The 18,224-nt window shown below is 46.2% G+C and carries 15 protein-coding genes and 1 tRNA gene; 3 read left to right on the top strand and 13 right to left on the bottom strand.

Translation table 11 applies throughout. The annotated features are described in order from the left end of the window. Window positions 1-96: 96 nt before the first annotated feature. Together rnr and secG are read right to left on the bottom strand one after the other, a co-directional pair. Entirely contained in the window at window positions 97-3,126 is a 3,030-nt protein-coding gene (rnr, locus tag ACSQ8O_RS36555) for a ribonuclease R (RefSeq protein ID WP_436245731.1), read from the bottom strand. 293 nt (window positions 3,127-3,419) lie between these two features. Then, the gene (gene secG / locus ACSQ8O_RS36550) at window positions 3,420-3,656 is read right to left on the bottom strand and encodes a preprotein translocase subunit SecG (protein ID WP_056611230.1); all 237 of its coding nucleotides are present in this window, start codon (window positions 3,654-3,656) and stop codon (window positions 3,420-3,422) included. A gap of 200 nt (window positions 3,657-3,856) precedes the next feature. Between secG and ACSQ8O_RS36545 the strand changes: the two genes are divergently transcribed. Next, window positions 3,857-4,720, top strand: coding sequence for a hypothetical protein (locus ACSQ8O_RS36545; RefSeq protein ID WP_436245730.1), 864 nt, complete (start codon window positions 3,857-3,859; stop codon window positions 4,718-4,720). A gap of 69 nt (window positions 4,721-4,789) precedes the next feature. Here the strand turns inward: ACSQ8O_RS36545 and ACSQ8O_RS36540 are convergent, their stop codons facing one another. The 7 genes from ACSQ8O_RS36540 to ACSQ8O_RS36510 form a co-directional block, all read right to left on the bottom strand. Then, a complete protein-coding gene (locus ACSQ8O_RS36540) occupies window positions 4,790-5,494 on the bottom strand; it encodes a M50 family metallopeptidase (protein ID WP_436245729.1) in 705 nt (234 codons plus the stop codon). A 100-nt stretch (window positions 5,495-5,594) separates the two neighbouring features. Then, window positions 5,595-6,887 (bottom strand): phosphopyruvate hydratase, encoded by a 1,293-nt coding sequence (eno, locus tag ACSQ8O_RS36535; RefSeq protein ID WP_056611239.1) that lies wholly within the window; start codon window positions 6,885-6,887, stop codon window positions 5,595-5,597. Window positions 6,888-6,917: 30 nt separating this feature from the next. Further along, a complete protein-coding gene (gene gpmI, locus ACSQ8O_RS36530; RefSeq protein ID WP_436245728.1) occupies window positions 6,918-8,456 on the bottom strand; it encodes a 2,3-bisphosphoglycerate-independent phosphoglycerate mutase in 1,539 nt (512 codons plus the stop codon). A gap of 1 nt (window position 8,457) precedes the next feature. After that, complete coding sequence (tpiA, locus tag ACSQ8O_RS36525; RefSeq protein ID WP_436245727.1) at window positions 8,458-9,210, bottom strand: triose-phosphate isomerase; 753 nt, start codon at window positions 9,208-9,210, stop codon at window positions 8,458-8,460. Window positions 9,211-9,242: 32 nt separating this feature from the next. Further along, window positions 9,243-10,424, bottom strand: a complete 1,182-nt coding sequence (locus tag ACSQ8O_RS36520) for a phosphoglycerate kinase (protein WP_436245726.1) — start codon at window positions 10,422-10,424, stop codon at window positions 9,243-9,245. A gap of 166 nt (window positions 10,425-10,590) precedes the next feature. Further along, window positions 10,591-11,598, bottom strand: a complete 1,008-nt coding sequence (gene gap, locus ACSQ8O_RS36515; RefSeq protein ID WP_056611251.1) for a type I glyceraldehyde-3-phosphate dehydrogenase — start codon at window positions 11,596-11,598, stop codon at window positions 10,591-10,593. Between the two features lie 81 nt (window positions 11,599-11,679). After that, a complete protein-coding gene (locus ACSQ8O_RS36510) occupies window positions 11,680-12,702 on the bottom strand; it encodes a sugar-binding transcriptional regulator (protein WP_436245725.1) in 1,023 nt (340 codons plus the stop codon). A gap of 264 nt (window positions 12,703-12,966) precedes the next feature. Between ACSQ8O_RS36510 and ACSQ8O_RS36505 the strand changes: the two genes are divergently transcribed. Beyond that, a tRNA-Arg gene (locus tag ACSQ8O_RS36505) sits at window positions 12,967-13,038 on the top strand. A 179-nt stretch (window positions 13,039-13,217) separates the two neighbouring features. Continuing rightward, window positions 13,218-13,799, top strand: coding sequence for an ATP-dependent Clp endopeptidase proteolytic subunit ClpP (gene clpP, locus ACSQ8O_RS36500; protein ID WP_028555559.1), 582 nt, complete (start codon window positions 13,218-13,220; stop codon window positions 13,797-13,799). A gap of 76 nt (window positions 13,800-13,875) precedes the next feature. On the opposite strand, the gene ACSQ8O_RS36495 is transcribed toward clpP, so the two are convergent. The 4 genes from ACSQ8O_RS36495 to ACSQ8O_RS36480 all read right to left on the bottom strand — a co-directional run bounded on the left by ACSQ8O_RS36495 (window position 13,876) and on the right by ACSQ8O_RS36480 (window position 18,188). Beyond that, on the bottom strand, window positions 13,876-15,639 hold the full coding sequence (locus ACSQ8O_RS36495; protein WP_436245724.1) for a stalk domain-containing protein: 1,764 nt from the start codon (window positions 15,637-15,639) through the stop codon (window positions 13,876-13,878). Window positions 15,640-15,849: 210 nt separating this feature from the next. Beyond that, window positions 15,850-16,119 (bottom strand): HPr family phosphocarrier protein, encoded by a 270-nt coding sequence (locus ACSQ8O_RS36490; protein ID WP_028555561.1) that lies wholly within the window; start codon window positions 16,117-16,119, stop codon window positions 15,850-15,852. A gap of 147 nt (window positions 16,120-16,266) precedes the next feature. Then, window positions 16,267-17,199, bottom strand: coding sequence for a DNA-binding protein WhiA (gene whiA / locus ACSQ8O_RS36485; RefSeq protein ID WP_056611259.1), 933 nt, complete (start codon window positions 17,197-17,199; stop codon window positions 16,267-16,269). 5 nt (window positions 17,200-17,204) lie between these two features. Then, window positions 17,205-18,188, bottom strand: coding sequence for a gluconeogenesis factor YvcK family protein (locus tag ACSQ8O_RS36480; RefSeq protein WP_056611262.1), 984 nt, complete (start codon window positions 18,186-18,188; stop codon window positions 17,205-17,207). Window positions 18,189-18,224: the final 36 nt, after the last annotated feature.

The raw sequence follows: 18,224 nt of genomic DNA, 5'->3' as shown, positions 1-18,224 counted from the left end.
TGAGATCCTCCTCCCGCACGCTAAAATGCAGGTAAATCTTGCTACAATGTGCAACCTATTGTAGCAAGATCAAGCCCGAAAAGCAAGAAGCGGCGACTATCTCCGCCGCTTCTTGCTACCATCGCCGTCGTCGCTCCGGCGACGACCACCCTTGGCGAGCGCGTTCACGCCGCTTGCCCAATCCATGCCGCTGCGCTCCGCAGCAGCGCCACCGCCACCGCCCGCTTGGGCTTCGCCCCCAAGCGATACCCCGCGCTTGCCTTCGCCGCTGTGGCCAACACCACTGTCAGTCCGCCCTGCGCCGACTGACTGCAACCGTTGGCGCAAGCTACCGCCTTCGCCAATCTTACCGCCTTTTTCGCGCTTATCGCTCCAAGGCTTACTAACACCCTTGCCGCGGCGCGTTTTCCCTTGGCCTTCTCCCACGCCAATGCCAGCAATATGCTCTGCTTTGCCATCTCCACTTCCAGCAAAGCCCTCAGCTCTTCCTTGACCTTGTCCCTGACCTTCGCCTTGCCCTTGACCATTTCCTTGCCACTGGCCTTGACCTTGGCCGCCCTTACCTCTAGATCTTCTACGACCTTTTCCTGTTCCGACCGTGCCTTCTGTACCACCAGCGCCTTCGGCAGTCCCGCGAGCAGCCATTTCAATCCGTCGAGCAGCACCATTATCGGCACGCCCACGCTTCTTCCCTTGACCTGTCCCTGACGAGTCTCCGCGTTTCCCTGGATTTCCGGTTGTTTGGTTCCCAGAAGCATCACCTTGATTCGCAGTTCCGCCTTGCCCAACCACAGGTTGAGCCTTCGCAAAACCACCTTTACCTTTGTACCCGCCTTTGCCCTTTTCAGGTCTCCCGTTCGTTCCGCCTTTACCTTTATCGGATCTGCCGTTATCCGACTTACCACGGAAACCTTTAAATCCGCCTGCGCCTTTGAACTTGCCTCCACCACCGCCGCCGCGGTTAAATGCACCCTCTTTGCGAGGCTTCATATCCAACAATTCAAAATCAATCGTATGATCTTCCATACTCACCCGTGCAACTCGCACCTTAATGCTGTCGCCAAGCCGATAAATTTTGGATGTGCGTTCACCAATCAATGCGTGCTGTTTCTCGTGATGATTGTAATAATCATCGGTCAAATCGCTCAAGCGAATTAAACCTTCAACTGTGTTATCCAATTCAATGAACATACCGAAGCCCGTTACGCTCGAGATAATGCCCTCGAATTCTTCGCCGACTTTATCCAGCATGTACTGTGCTTTCTTCAGGGCTTCTGTATCACGTTCTGCATCAACAGCAACGCGTTCACGCTCGGAGGACTGCTGGGCAATATCGTTCATACGCGAAGCTAAATAATCATGTCGTATATCTGGAAGAGTTCCACCGTTCTCCAACACTTCACGAATAACACGATGGATAACCAAATCCGGATAACGACGAATCGGTGATGTAAAATGGGAATAGAACTCCGCCGCTAAGCCAAAATGCCCCAAGCTCTGCGCATCATACTTCGCCTGCTTCATCGAGCGCAGCATCACTTTACTAATCACGGTCTCTTCCGGTGATCCCTTAATATCTTCTAACAATGCCTGCAAGGAACGAGCATGAATTGCTCCCCCCTTACCGCCACGCATCGCATAGCCGAAGGTCGTCACGAACTCCATGAAGTTCATCAATTTCTCGGAATCCGGATCCTCATGCACCCGATACAAGAACGGCACTTTCAACCATGAGAAATGCTCAGCAACCGTCTCATTCGCGGCTAGCATGAACTCCTCGATCATCATTTCAGCGACAGAGCGCTCTCTTTTGACAATATCAGTCGGCTTACCATCAGCATCTACGAGGATCTTAGACTCTTCAAAGTCGAAGTCAATCGCACCGCGCTTCATCCGTCTGGAACGCAATCTAGCTGCTAATTCTTCCATTCGTTTGAAGTCTTCCATTAAATACGCATATTTCTCCACGATTTCTGGCTCTGCCTCACCTGTCAGCAGCTTGCGTACATTCGTATAGGTCATTCGTTCTTTTGTTTTGATTACACTGGTAAAAATCTCATGATTAACGACCTTCAAATCGGCGTCAAATTCCATTTCACACGACATGGTCAACCGGTCTACTTGCGGGTTCAACGAACAAATCCCGTTCGATAAGCGGTGCGGCAGCATCGGAATTACACGATCGGTCAAATACACGGAACATCCGCGATTGTAGGCCTCAATATCAAGGGCGGTACCTTCCCGTACATAATAACTCACATCCGCAATATGCACGCCTAAGCGAAGATTCCCATTTTCCAAAAGCTCCACATTCACAGCATCATCCAAATCCTTGGCATCTTCACCGTCAATGGTTACAATCGTTTTCGCACGAAGGTCACGACGACCCTGCCCGATGATTTCTTCTTCTGTAATCGAATCTGGTGCCGCTTCTGCTTCCGCCAGAACTTCTGGTTGGAACGCCTCCGGCAATTGATGTTTGCGTATGATCGCCAAAATATCGACACCTGGATCATCCTTATGACCCAGAATCTCAATCACTTCACCTTCAGCCGCGGAACGGCCTTCTGGATAGTTCACAATTTTCACGACGACCTTTTGTCCAGAAACAGCTCCCATAAAAGCATGCTGCGGGATGAAAATATCTCTTGTCACTCGTTTATCATCTGCAATGACGAAAGCATACGTATCTTGACTTTGGAAAACACCAACAATCTGCGAGTTCGCCCGCGTAATTACACGTACGACTTCGCCTTCTAAACGGCCGCCGCCTTGGCTGCGCGATGTGACTTTCACAAATACGATATCACCGTTCATCGCGGTATTCAGGTCGTGCGCATTAATGTATACGTCCGGGTGCTCACGGTCCTCAGGAATTAAGAAAGCAAAACCCTTAGCATGGGCTTGCAGCTTGCCTCGTACCAAATTCATCCGTTCAGGAACACCATAACGATCATTCGGGCTCCGGACAATATGACCGCTTTCTTCTAATTGATTAAGCATTTTTATAAAATCTTTAAACTCATTCGCGCTGCCAATTCCGAAATGCTTCTCAAGCTCTTTATAGGACATAGGCTTATAAGCCTCTTCTTGCATCAAACTTACGATTTCATTCTCTTTTATCATGTATTCTCTTCACCTTCTTGTTGTTGTTGAGCCAAGCTCTTCGATCGCCGTACCCGTTTCCCTCACTCCATAGTATGCCACTTCCAGGGAAAGGATAAACTCTGTTCATATCCATCTTTCAGCCTTGCTCACGCACTCGAATCGGCGTTTTGGTATATGCACATGACTCCTCTTCCTTTATGGAGATTAGTTTCTCCAGCACATGCCCATACCAATCCGTCTATCCGATATTCGCGCTTAAAATGAAAAAACAGCAGGAGTATAGTTCTCCTGCTGTTATCGTTTTATGTGTGTTAGCTTTTCACTACGTATGCTACGACAATAGAAAGAATAAAGAATGCAGCAGCAAGACCCATTGTTGCACGGGACAAAAATAGTTCCAAACCACGAGCTTTTTGTTTACCAAATAAGTGCTCTGCGCCACCGGAAATGGCACCGGACAAGCCTGCGCTTTTCCCTTTTTGTAAAAGGACAATCGCGATTAATCCAACCGAAGCTATGATTAACAAAATTTTCATAAAGATTAACATATTAGCACCCCAATTGCCGATTCTTTGCCTTATACAACTAGCATAAGTATTTTAACATAGTTCGTCCAGGAACACAACAAATGCTCGATGTCATGCGAGGAACCATTTGTGATTTACTTAGCCCTTCATATCTTTCATCATAGATAGGCATAATACCCTTAAAATAACAAATCTCTTTTGTCGATAAGGAGAAAATTCTATTGAGTCACAACTCTTATTGGTATATAGGATTGAGCCTGATCAGTTTAACCCTGCTAGCTTACATATGCTACAGAAAAAATACGATCCGAAGCTTTTTGCATTTTCTGATCATGGTGCAAATCGCTTACATCATTGAAACTGTCATTTATATTTATTTAGGTAGTTATCAGTATTACCCTAAAATAATCAAAAACTTCGCTTATTATGATAGCAATATTGGAGCGTTGACCTCCAATATGTTTGCTGTCCCCGCCGCAGCAACCTTCTTAACGACGTTTCAACTGGGCTGGTTTTGGAAAATCGTCTTTATCGGGCTCTTTGCGGGTGTGGAATGGCTGTTCGTCAAGCTGCATATCTATACGCTATACTGGTGGCGAATTGAGTATACCTCCCTTGGGCTTCCTATTTACTTTATAGTATCCAAACGGATCTATTCTGACCTATTACAACCCCTCAAAGGATGGCTTCACTCGCTATTACTTTTTATGTGTACCGCTCCATTCCTCGGAACCTTCCATATCATCCCGATTATGGTGTTCCAAAACCGATTCTATCATCCTGGCTGGTTTAACGACCCTGCTCACGATACAACCGCCTTTGCAGCCATTTATTATGTATTCGGAACCCTCATCGTCATCACATTGGTGAAGCTCCGATGGAAGCAAGGATGGATCAAGCTTTGTATGCTGACAGCATCTTTTTATATCCTAACGCTTGTCCTAATGAATAGTGAAATACTCGATATTCGCGTTTGGTGGGATCCCTATTATTATGTCTTGTTCCCTCTACTGATTTACGTCATCTCTAAGGCTATCAGTAAGCGTTTATCATTCGGTCCGTCGCAGGCAAGCAATAATACCTGATTAAACAAAACAGCGGCAGCCTAGGACTATGTTTCTCAGTCCCGGCTGCCGCCTATATTGCGTGCCGACTTAATCACGATAGGACATCGCGGTAGATCTAGTAGAACGCTGCGCTGCTTTTTTACGCCCGAGGAAGGCCTGCACCGCTTGCTTCGCACACCAAAGTGCGAACAACGTAAACCCGATCGCCCATACAATGGCGGGTATCCCCGTGTGGTTGGCCAAATTACTCGCATCACCAGCACTACGGTTTTGGAAGGCATACACGATCAGTGAACCCGGGCCGAACACCGACTCTTCCAAACATAAGAACGCCAGCAGCAGGTAGTAAAAATCGCGCAGCCATTTCGGCGCGAGCGCCAAAGCCAACACGGTTATCAGAATAAAACCGAGCAGAAACGAAACGCCGAAGCTGTTCCGTACAAACAGCACCAGTGACAACGCAGACAGCGCCGTCATTACCTGCAATCCCAGCTTCTGCTTGCCTCTAGCGTAAGCCGAGAACAAAAACCAAGCAAACAGCGAGGCGGTCATATATCCCGCCAGCGAGACTGGGATGACAGCCCATGACTTGGTCATGGACGAGTAGGTGACGCCGCTGTGGTCCCTGTACAGCTCGATGTACATGACCTTGCCGGACAACGCAAGTGTTGCAACTGCATGACCGAACTCATGTACCATCGTGTCCAGGTTTCGAAAAAATGAGGAAGGAATCCAGTGCGTGAGCACCGCGGAGCCTATTAGGAACAGGATCGTTTTTACCCAATTGCTCAAAAGCATAACCTCCATTGCATCAGACGACTTTACCCCCATTATACGCCAAAACGGGCAGGTGTAAGCCACCTGCCCGCCATATAATTACATACGGATCTAATTACTTGAAGTTTCTCAAGTTGTAGAATGCTTTTTTACCAGCGTATTGAGCTACAGTGAACAACTCGTCTTCGATACGAAGAAGTTGGTTGTATTTCGCTACACGGTCCGTACGGGACGGAGCACCTGTTTTGATTTGACCAGCGTTCGTAGCAACAGCAATGTCAGCGATTGTGCTGTCTTCGCTCTCACCGGAACGGTGGGAGATTACTGCTGTGTAACCAGCGCGTTTTGCCATTTCGATTGCATCGAAAGTTTCAGTAAGCGTACCGATTTGGTTAACTTTAACCAAGATGGAGTTACCGATGTTTTCTTCGATTCCGCGGGATAGACGCTCAGTGTTTGTAACGAACAGATCGTCACCAACGAGTTGAATTTTGTTACCCAATTTCTCAGTAAGCAATTTCCAACCTTCCCAATCGTCTTCGGAGCAACCATCTTCAACAGTGATGATTGGGTACTTATCAACCCATGCAGCCAAGAAGTCAACCCACTCAGCGGATGTGAAGGATTTGCCTTCGCCTTCAAGGTGATATTTACCATCTTTGAAGAACTCAGTGGAAGCAACGTCCATACCCAAGAATACGTCAACACCTGGTTTGTAACCAGCGTTTTCGATAGCTGTAAGGATTGTAGTGATCGCTTCTTCGTTGGATTTGAAGTTTGGAGCGAATCCGCCTTCGTCGCCAACTGCTGTGTTAAGGCCTTTTTCTTTCAATACGGATTTCAAGCTATGGAAAATCTCAGCGCCGATGCGAAGAGCTTCTTTGAAAGTTGGAGCGCCAACTGGCAGAACCATGAACTCTTGAACGTCAACGTTGTTGTCGGCATGTGCCCCACCGTTGATGATGTTCATCATTGGAACTGGAAGAGTTTTGGCGTTGAATCCACCAAGGTAAACGTACAATGGCACGTCCAAAGCGTCAGCAGCCGCGCGAGCAACAGCCATGGAAACAGCTAGAATTGCGTTAGCTCCCAATTTAGCTTTGTTAGGAGTACCATCAAGCTCGATCATTTTGTTGTCAATGCCAACTTGATCAAGAGCGTCTAGACCGATGATTTCAGGAGCGATGATTTCATTTACGTTCTCAACAGCTTTTAGAACGCCTTTACCCAGGTAACGACCTTTGTCACCATCACGAAGCTCAACAGCCTCGTATGCGCCTGTGGAAGCGCCTGAAGGGACGATAGCACGGCCGAAAGCGCCGGACTCTAGGTATACTTCTACTTCAACCGTTGGGTTACCGCGGGAATCCAATACTTCGCGTGCGTAAACATCAGAAATAATTGTCATTGTGATAAAACACTCCTTCAATAATATAAATTATTTTTTTAGAATTGTTACACCAGTCATTTCTTCTGGAAGTTTCACTTCTAAGAAGTCTAACATGGTTGGTGCAATATCTGCCAAAATTCCGCCATCTCTTAGTGTAACAGATTTGTCCGTCACAATAAAAGGCACAGGATTCGTTGTATGTGCTGTGTTGCGTGAGCCGTCTGCATTCGTAACGACATCGGCATTTCCGTGATCCGCTGTGATGCAGACTACGCCGCCTTTAGCTAGAATTGCTTCGACTACTTTACCAAGACAATCGTCTGTCGCTTCGATCGCTTTTACCGTTGGCTCAAGCAATCCAGAGTGACCGACCATGTCAGGGTTAGCAAAGTTCAAGATGATGACATCATGACGCTCCGCTTCTACTTCTTTAACCACTGCATCCGCTAATTCATAAGCGCTCATTTCCGGTTGCAAATCATACGTCGCAACTTTCGGTGAAGGAATCAACAAGCGAGTTTCGCCTGGTAGTTCAGCATCACGACCACCGCTGAAGAAGAAAGTTACGTGTGGATATTTCTCAGTTTCCGCTGCACGAAGCTGTTTCAGACCGTTCTGAGCCAGTACTTCGCCAAGCGTGTTATCGAGATTTTTCGGTTTGTACGCTACGAAACCGTCTACGGACTCGCTGAACAACGTCAGACAGACGTAGTAGAGGTTTTTAGCCACTTTAGGACCACGGTCAAAGCCACGGAAGTCTTCATTCGTGAAGACTTGTGAAAGCTGAATCGCGCGGTCTGGACGGAAGTTAAAGAAGATTACGGCATCGCCTGATTCTACAAGTCCTACTGGCTTACCATCGTTACCAACGATAACCGTTGGCATAACGAACTCGTCATAGACGGATTTCTCGTAGGATTCAACGATCGCTTTCATCGGATCCGTGTAGGTTGGGCCTTCGCCGTACACCATGGCGCGGTAGGATTTCTCCGTACGCTCCCAGCGTTTGTCGCGGTCCATTGCATAGTAGCGGCCTTGAACGGTCGCAATTTTGCCTACACCGACTTCTTTAATTTTGTTTAGAAGCTCTTCCATGTACCCCTTCGCCGAATCCGGAGCAACGTCGCGGCCGTCTAGGAAGGCGTGGATGTAAACTTCATGGAACTCTTCTTTTTTCGCTAAGTCTAGAAGAGCAAATAAATGCTGGATGTGACTGTGTACACCGCCGTCAGAAAGCAAACCGTACAGGTGAAGCTTCTTGCCGTTTTCTTTGGCATGACGAATTGCGCCTACAATCGTTTCATTGTCGTAAAATTCACCATCACGAATCGATTTCGAAATCCGCGTCAGATCCTGATAAACCACACGGCCTGCGCCGATGTTCAGGTGTCCTACTTCAGAATTCCCCATCTGGCCTTCTGGCAAACCTACAGCCTCACCGCAAGCAGTGAGGGTTGTATGAGGAAACGTAGACCAGTAACGGTCGTAGTTAGGCTTTTTGGCATGAGCAACCGCATTCCCCTGCTCTTCCGAGCGGAGTCCGAAGCCATCGAGAATGATGAGTGCTACCGGTTTCGGTCTGGACATGTTACTTCGCCCCCTGGACGAGTTGGATGTAGGAAGCGGACTCAAGGCTCGCTCCACCTACAAGTGCGCCGTCGATGTCAGGCTGTGCCATGTACTCAGCAATGTTGTTTGGCTTCACGCTGCCACCGTATTGGATACGAACAACATCTGCAACTGCTGCGCCATAAAGACCGCTAACCAATGTACGGATGTAACCGATCACGTCTTGTGCATCTTCAGCTGTGGAAGATTTACCTGTACCGATTGCCCAGATTGGCTCATAAGCAATAACGACTTGTGCTGCTTGCTCTGCACTTAGACCAGCAAAAGCTGCTTCTGTTTGTACTTTACAAACGTCTTTCGTTTGACCCACTTCACGCTCTTCCAACTTCTCACCTACGCAAAGAATTGGTTTCAAGCCGTGTTTGAAAGCCGCAACGACTTTCTTATTCACGATTTCGTCAGACTCAGCGAAGTAAGCTCTACGCTCGGAGTGACCGATGATGACATATTCAACGCCAAGATCTTTCAGCATCACACCGCTGATTTCACCTGTGAATGCGCCGTTATCTTCAAAGTGAAGGTTTTGTGCGCCAACGTGAACGTCCGTACCTTTTGTAGCTTCAACAAGAGCAGGAAGGTTTGTGAAAGGGGAGCAAATAACGCTCTCCACGCCTTCAACTGTGCTGCCTTTTACTTCGTTCACGAAGCTGATTGCTTCAGAAACGGTTTTGAACATTTTCCAGTTACCCGCAATAATCGGTGTTCTACTCATGAATTAGGGCTCCTTTTATGAAAAATAATTTCTTATTTGTCGTTAAGTGCTACTACGCCTGGCAATGCTTTACCTTCCATGAACTCCAAGGAAGCGCCGCCGCCTGTGGACATGTGGTTCATTTGCTCAGCCAAATGGAATTTCTCCGTTGCAGCAGCGGAATCGCCACCACCGATTACTGTGTAACCTTCAGTGTCTGCACACGCTTGTGCTACTGCACGTGTACCGTGGGAGAAAGGCTCGATTTCGAATACGCCCATCGGTCCGTTCCAAACAACTAGTTTGGACTTCGCGATAACGTCTGCATACATTTCACGTGTTTTCGGTCCGATGTCAATGCCTTCCCAATCAGCAGGGATGCTGTCGATGTCAACGATTTGCACGTTAGCATCTGCGCCGAATTTATCAGCAACAACGATATCCACCGGAAGCAAGAAGTTTACACCTTTTTCTTTTGCTTTTGCAATAAAGCTAAGCGCTAAATCAAGTTTCGAATTGTCCAGAAGTGATTTACCGATTTCATAGCCTTGTGCTTTCAAGAATGTATAGGAAAGACCGCCGCCAATCAAGACGTTGTCTGCAATGTTCAGAAGGTTCTCAATGACTGCAATTTTGTCTTTAACTTTGGATCCGCCAACGATAGCTGTGAAAGGACGCTCTGGGTTGTTCAGCGCTTTGCCTAGAACATCAAGCTCTTTCTCCATCAAAAGACCGGAAACAGCTGGGATGTAAGCTGCAATACCTGAAGTCGAAGCATGTGCACGGTGAGCAGCACCGAAAGCATCATTCACGAACAGGTCAGCTAGATCAGCGAAAGCTTTTGCAAGCTCTGGATCATTCTTCTCTTCACCTTCGTTGAAACGAACGTTTTCAAGCAAAAGAACGTCGCCATTTTCAAGCGCATCGACTTGTGCTTTCACGATTTCACCAACGGATTGATCCGCTTTGATCACGTTTTGACCCAGAAGCTCAGCCAATTTTGCTGCAACTGGTGTTAAACGAAGCTCTTCGACCACTTGTCCGTTTGGACGACCAAAATGCGCAGCAAGAATTACTTTAGCGCCTTGCTCAACTAAGAATTTAATCGTAGGAAGCGTTTCTCTGATACGTGTATCGTCAGTGATTTGTCCGTTTTCTACAGGCACGTTGAAATCAACGCGAACAAATACTCTTTTACCAGCTACTTCAACATCGCGAACACTTTTCTTATTCATCGTAAAAGCCTCCTAAAGGTTTTCGTCAGAAAACTGACTTCGTAAGCATAGCCCTGAGCGTGTATGGTTCTCTTCCGATTCTATCTTTTTTCTATGTGTAAATCGCACATAAAGAGGAGAATCGCTTCTCCCCTTCATGTGGTTTTCCAGTTGATGAATTATGAAATTACAGACCTTTTTTCGCGATGAAAGCTACCAAGTCAACAACGCGGTTGGAGTAACCCCACTCGTTATCGTACCAGGAAACAACTTTCAACATGTTGTCGCCAACTACCATAGTGGACAATGCATCGATTGTTGAGGAAGCTGGGTCACCATTGAAGTCGCTGGATACAAGTGCATCTTCTGTGTAGTTAAGAATGCCTTTAAGAGGGCCTTCGGAAGCTTGTTTCAAAGCTGCGTTTACTTCGTCAACTGTTACGTTAACTTTAAGCTCAACAACCAAATCAGTTACGGATACGTTAGGTGTAGGAACACGCATAGCCATACCGTTCAATTTGCCTTTAAGCTCAGGAAGAACTAGACCGATTGCTTTAGCTGCGCCAGTGCTGGAAGGAATGATGTTCTCAGCTGCTGCACGAGCACGACGAAGGTCTTTATGTGGAACGTCAAGTACGGATTGGTCATTTGTGTAAGAGTGAACAGTTGTCATCATACCTTTTACGATTCCGAAGCTATCGTTGATAACTTTCGCGAAAGGAGCTAGACAGTTTGTTGTACAAGAAGCGTTGGAGATGATTGTGTGTGCAGCTGGATCGTATTTGTCTTCGTTAACACCAAGTACGATTGTGATATCTTCGTCGGAAGCTGGAGCGGAAATGATAACTTTCTTAGCTCCACCTTTCAAGTGAAGTTCTGCTTTTTCTTTCGCTGTGAAAATACCAGTGGATTCAATTACGATTTCAGCGCCTACAGATGCCCATGGCAGATCCCCAGGGTTACGCTCAGCAAAAACTTTGATGGAACGACCGTTAACGATCAATTCGCCTTCGCCAGCTTCAACTGTAGCGTCTAGTTTACCGTGAGTAGTGTCATATTTAAGCAAGTGAGCCAATGTTTTAACGTCTGTCAAATCGTTAACTGCTACGATTTGTACATCTGGGTTGTTCAATGCTGCGCGGAATACGTTACGACCAATACGTCCGAAACCGTTAATACCTACTTTTGTTGTCATAGTCATTTCCTCCTAAGATTACATAAATATTATATTTCAAAACGCAGCCATGAATGGCATACGTTATGATGGCAACTTCAGCTATACATGCTTCATGATTTCTAAGGCAGCTGCTTCATCTGTTACAAGTACATCTTCTTGCCCATGTCTTAGTACAGAAGCGATCGCTTCCCCTTTGCTCTTCCCACCAGCAACACCAATCACAACTTCAACACGATGCAGATCTTCCAGTCGAAGTCCGACTGTCGGCATCTTATGAACCACATTTCCTTGGCGGTCAAAATAATAACCAAGCGCTTCAGCAAGTGCACCATCAGCTCTCAGACTGCTCGTAGTATCACTATCTACTTTACGTCTGCGTGCCATGACCATAGCATCTCCGATACCATGTACAACAATGCGACAACTGCGCACCGCGTTTACAACTTCCTGAATCTGTGGATCTTGAATCAGCGATTGATACGCTTCTTCCCCAAGATGATCCGGAACATGCAGCAACCTGTATTTCCCACCTGTTTTCTTGGCCATAATGGAAGCAATCGTGTTCGCTTGCATATCCACACTTTCACCAAGTCCTCCACGTGCAGGGACGAACCAACTACCTTTCATAGAAGACGAGATAGCTAGGTTATTAGCGATCTGAGCCATTGTCGACCCACCTGTTACCGCGATGATATCATCTTTGGCAACATATTTACGTAAGGCGGCAGCGCCAGCGCGTCCAAGCTCTTTCTTCGTAAATACGGAAGTGTCGGAATCCCCAGGTACGATAATCACATTGGAGATGCGAAAAGCTTTGGCAATGCTATCTTCCAGATCTGTTAAGCCAAACGCCATCTTAATGATCGGCTGCATGTCTTCCAGCAGCTGACGACCAGATTCGCTGATCTGCATACCACTTGCGTCCGATTCCAGAAGCCCTAGCTCCTTCAGGAAATCGACTTCACCGCGAAGTACGCGCTCCGTCATATCGAGTGAGGACGCTAACGTCCTTCGTCCGACAACACCGGAAACCAAGATGTGCTGCAGAATCGAGTAGCGTTTCTTCATGATGTCCATAAGATCAGGCATGAGCTGTTTTTGAATGTCTAGAATCTCTCTCATAGGACGACTTCCAACGCTCCCGATCCAATGTAGGACGTTTTTTGTCCCAGGTATACATTTTGTGTCCCACCCGGGTGAAAAAAAAGTTCCTTGCATAATTACGTATTTCATTTCTCGTTTACAGTTCTTATTATAACCATTTCCTTCGCAACATTCAACATTTGTTCAAACATTTTTCTCCAAATAGACCTGTAAGGGCTTACCATCTTGCTTTTTATGGAAAGCTGACTTATAATAACCCTTGCTTCACTTTTTCTAAACTATGCGCCCGTGGTCCAATGGATATGACGTAGGCCTCCGAAGCCTGAGATAAAGGTTCGATTCCTTTCGGGCGCGTCCAACAAATCAGCTACATGAGTTAAGGTTTAATCGCCAAATCAGCTCTGAAGCTGATTTTTTTTGTGTTTAGTTTGACCTTTCTTGACCTTCAGACGTTTTTTCGTTATCATACTTGTAGATACTGTAAATAGTATGTACCCAATAGTAGGTAACCCAACCCCAAGGAGGTCATTCTCATGAGTTTTATTCCTATGGTCGTCGAACAAGACGCGCGCGGTGAAAGAGGATATGACATCTACTCTCGCTTGCTGAAGGACCGCATTATATTCTTAGGCACGGGTGTCAACGATGTTGTGGCGAATTCCATCATTGCTCAGTTGCTCTTCTTGGCCGCACAAGATCCTGATAAAGATATCTCGCTTTACATTAACAGCCCCGGCGGCTCCATCACAGCTGGTATGGCGATCTTCGACACGATGCAGTTCATCAAACCAGACGTATCCACGATCTGTGTAGGCATGGCCGCTTCCATGGGTGCATTCTTGCTCACTGCCGGTGCCAAAGGCAAGCGTTATGCGCTTCCGAACAGCGAAGTCATGATTCACCAACCACTTGGCGGCGCAGAAGGTCAAGCCTCTGATATCGAAATTCGCGCTAAGCGTATTTTGAAAATGAGAGATAACCTGAACACGATCCTAGCAGAGCGCACGGGACAAACGTTCGAGCGTATTGAGAAGGATACGGACCGTGATAACTTCATGAGTGCTAAAGAAGCAGCCGAATACGGACTCATCGATAAAGTCATCGAGCGCGTCTAATTCATAAATAAAAAACCAGCCAGATCTTCATTCGCTCATTTGAGCTAACGAAGACTGGCTGGTTTTTTTATTGGATTTATTTCAAATCTTCCAATGGGTAAAAGATCAAATCAATTGGGAACGCTGAGCCCGCTGGAGGCGTAAACTCGATATCTAACGCATCTTCCGTGCCCGTGGTACGTGCCAGCACTTCCAAGCCATCAAATGCCGTAATGACACCGGAATACGGAACAGGAATGATTTCACCGTTGATTTTAAACGGTCCCTTGAACACGCCGCCTCTTGCCATGATCATGACAGCCATTTTGCGCGGCTTATCGGCATGGATTTTATAGACGACGCCGTAATTACCACCATTCTCTACGACTTGCTTACGCATTACGTCGTAGCCTTTGACGAATGGATCCGTCTTATTATCTCCGATCGTTAATCTGGAGGCTTTCGTAAAGCTCGTAGCATCAATTTTCCATTCAATCTCGGAAACGGGGAAAGTACCGCGAACATGACCATTAAAGGCGAGTAGAGGCAACTCCTTCACGATCGTTGGTGTCAGCATCTTTTCCGTTGCGATAAAGGACATTTGAAGTTCGCCATCCGTTTCGACATCATAGAACAAATTTACACCTTGACCTGGATAGAAATCTGGTAATTTGGCGTATACATAGCTTGCTTTAGGCGGAACCGTCATTGTATCCGTGTAAACGTTGTTTAGAAGGAAATCAACCGAAGCTTCGCTGCCGATCAAATTCGCATAAACAGAAGGGTAGACTTCGCCTTTATTTGTCGTTTTGATTGTAATCGGCTTATCCGTGTTGTTTGTTGCAAAGATGGCAAACGTCATCTTCTGTTGCGTGCCATTGATATGATCTGCGTATAAGCGCGCTTTACCATTAATATTGTCTTGATACAAAATACCGCTTGACGTAAATTCTTCTGGACTGTCGCTAACAAGCAGCGTACGTCCTTGTACTTCTTTCACGTCTTTCGGAAGCAGCGGTAACTCGTTAAAATGTGACCAGATCGTTGTCCAGTTCGTTTTAATAAAACCACCAACCGGCTTCATATAAATCGGGTACTCGACTTCTGACAAATACGGTTCATTTACAACAGTCACAAAGCTTTTGAATAATTTACTCACATGCCCATGACCATCCTTAACCGTTAAGGTTACTGGATATTGGCCAGCTTTGAAGAACGCCTCTTGTTTACCTGTCCAATCGAAAGATACGATACCCTCTGCATCTGGATCATAACTCAAATCCAAATACTTAACAGGCTCACCAAGCCTGTAGGTAGGCTTCGCAGTGGCGAACTTGGCAACTGGACGAGAATTACTATCTTGATCGATGTAGATGCCCTCAGGCGCCTTAAAATGTACTATCTCTACACGTCTTAGCTCACTATTGTAGGTATACTTTGCACCCATGTAATCAGCCAACCACGTCAGCTTCACAAGCAACTTGCCATTCACGATAGCTGCTACGGATTTAAAGGGTACATCCACCCCATTCGTTGTCACCGTCTTATGATCGGGATCAAGCACGATGTTGTAACCTGGAGGTGCCATTTGAATCGTACGGGATAAATCATTCCACTCTACTTGAAACCCTAATGTATCACCCAAGAATTTGGCTGGAACGAAGGTGCTTCCATCAATGATGGTAGAAGGGGATTCTAGATGAATCTGCTCTTGATTCACGAAAGCTTCTGCTTTGTCGATATAAAGTAAAATAAAGGACGAACTTGTTGATACCGCATGCGCGGCTGGTGCAGTAATCGTACTAACTAGAAATACGAGTACAGCCAGTAGGGCAATCATTTCTTTCTTTACTACATTCATTTCACTTCGGCTCCTTCTTCAAACTTGGGATAGGGGCGCTATTTGGAAATACAAATAGCCTTATCCATCACGACCACGTTTATTAGACGTAGCCAAATGAAAAAGGTTGCCCTATGCCACTATTTGTTAACAATTTTGACACTTTTAGAAAGTTTGCGTTTTACTTCTACAATGCAAAAAAGCCCCCTCGAAAGGTAGGCTTTTAAAGGATTATTGGTTTTCCAACTCTTCCTTACTGACTAATGTGACTAAAGCGTTTACAGCCTGCTCTGCATCCGAACCTTCTGCACTTATGAAGACTTCGGTCCCTGTGCTGATCGCAAGACTCATAATTCCCATGATGCTCTTCGCATTCACTTTCTTCTCATCTTTCTCAACAAAGATCTCCGATGAAAACTTATTCGCCTCTTGAACAAACAATGCCGCAGGTCTGGCATGAAGTCCTGTTCTCAACTTCACAACGACTGGACGTCTGGACATGGAACTAATTCCCCCTAGTGTGGAGCTTATATGGATTACTATTAATAACAGCGTTTACCTTATGTTTTAATATTATAGCATTTTTCCTTCAAGTACACTAGAAAAAATGCGAAAAACTTATACAAGCGTTGTACAGCCCGGACTTTCCTACGAATTTCGGTGTTTTTCGGCTAATTCGTCTATTTTCCGCAGGCGATGATTCACACCTGACTTGCTAACACTGCCCGAAAGCATGTCGCCAACTTCCTTCAAATTCAAGTCAGGATGCGCAAGTCTAATCTCCGCAACCTCTCTTAACTTCTCAGGCAAGCTATCTAGACCGATCTCCCGCTGCAACAATCGAATATTTTCGATTTGTCTGACGGCTGCCCCGATCGTTTTGTTCAAGTTCGCCGTTTCACAGTTCACGATGCGATTAACGGAATTCCTCATATCCTTCATAATCCGGACATCCTCGAAGCGCAGCAGCGCCTGATGGGCCCCAATGATATTGAGAAACTCGATAATTTTCTCGCCTTCCTTGATGTACAGCACGAACCCTTTCTTACGTTCAATGAATCGGGCGTTTAAGTCAAACTTATTCGCAAGCTGTGTTAAAGCTTTGCAGTGCTCTTCATAAATCGAAGCAATTTCCAAATGATAGGAAGATCCCTCCGGGTTATTGACAGAACCACCAGCCATGAAGGCTCCTCGAAGATAAGCACGCTTGCAGCAATTGCCGCGAATAATGTCCTTGTTAATCCCCGTCGTAAAAATGAAACCCTCCGAGACGATCTTCAAATCACTGAGAAGTTCCTGTACTTGGCCAGGCACCCTAACAATGTACACATTATTCTTCTTTAGACGCATCTTCTTACGCACGAGCAACTCCGTGTGTGTATTATACGTCTTCTTGATCAGCGAGTAAATTCGCCGTGCAATCGCAGCGTTCTCCGTGGATACATCCAACACGACACGCTGGCTTGTTAACTGAACAGCGCCATTCATACGAATGAGCGCGGACAGCTCCGCTTTTTCACAGCATGACTCCGAATCATTAATTAATGTTAATTCTTTTTTGGTTGTTGCCGCAAAGGACAAGGGACTCACTTCTTCCTTAACAGCCAGCTTTCGACGAGCTGATAGATATGGTCACTCAATTTCTCTGCATCATGACGAAGATAAGTACGGAATAACACAAGTCGATCTGCAATGACCCGATATCCTCTTTTCGTCACTTCATCCAAATCTAAATGAACCGCTTTTGAACCTTTTTCCGCATACTTGGCTTGCACTTGCGGTGGAATTTCACCATTATTCACGATCACATAATCAAACAAATGCTGACCTAAGTGATCATAAATCGCATCCAGATGATCACTCACAGAATAATCATCGGTTTCGCCTGGCTGTGTCATGACATTACAAATGAACAATTTCACAGCGTTCGATGCCACGATCTCCTTAGCAATCCCTGGAACAAGCAAATTCGGCAGCAAACTTGTATATAAACTGCCAGGACCGCACAAGATGGCATCCGCTTCGCGTATCGCTTGAACGGCTTCTGTAAGTGGGGTTACCCCTGCCGGTTCAATAAATACTCTCTTGATCCGTCCATCGGCCTTCGGAATTTTGGACTCCCCAACAACTAAAGTTCCGTCCTCCATAATGGCTTTCAACACAATGGCTTGATTCGAAGCCGGGAGAACTCTCCCGCGAACAGCAAATACGCGATTCATTTCTTGCACGGCAGTAACAAAATCACCTGTAATATCTGTCAATGCCGCTAGTATTAGATTTCCCAGACTATGTCCGGCTAAACCTGTACCATTCTGAAATCGATACTGAAGCATCAATGACAACAACGGCTCAACGTCAGCTAACGATGTTAACACATTTCGAATATCCCCCGGAGGCGGCATCTGCAATTCACTTCGCAAGATACCGGAGCTGCCTCCATCGTCTGCAACGGTCACGATAGCTGTGATATCAACCGGCTTTTCTTTCAACCCTCTCAGCATAACAGAGAGCCCTGTTCCACCGCCAATAACGACTATTCTGGGCTTACGTTGTAATTGACCAAGCTCCATACTTCTTTCACCCTCTTAATGAGAAAACCCCTATCG

This window comes from Paenibacillus sp. LjRoot56, assembly GCF_964253335.1.
Taxonomy (GTDB): domain Bacteria; phylum Bacillota; class Bacilli; order Paenibacillales; family NBRC-103111; genus Paenibacillus_E; species Paenibacillus_E allorhizoplanae.
The sequence above is the reverse complement of the archived record's forward strand: the minus strand, read 5'-3'. Positions and strand labels throughout refer to the sequence as shown.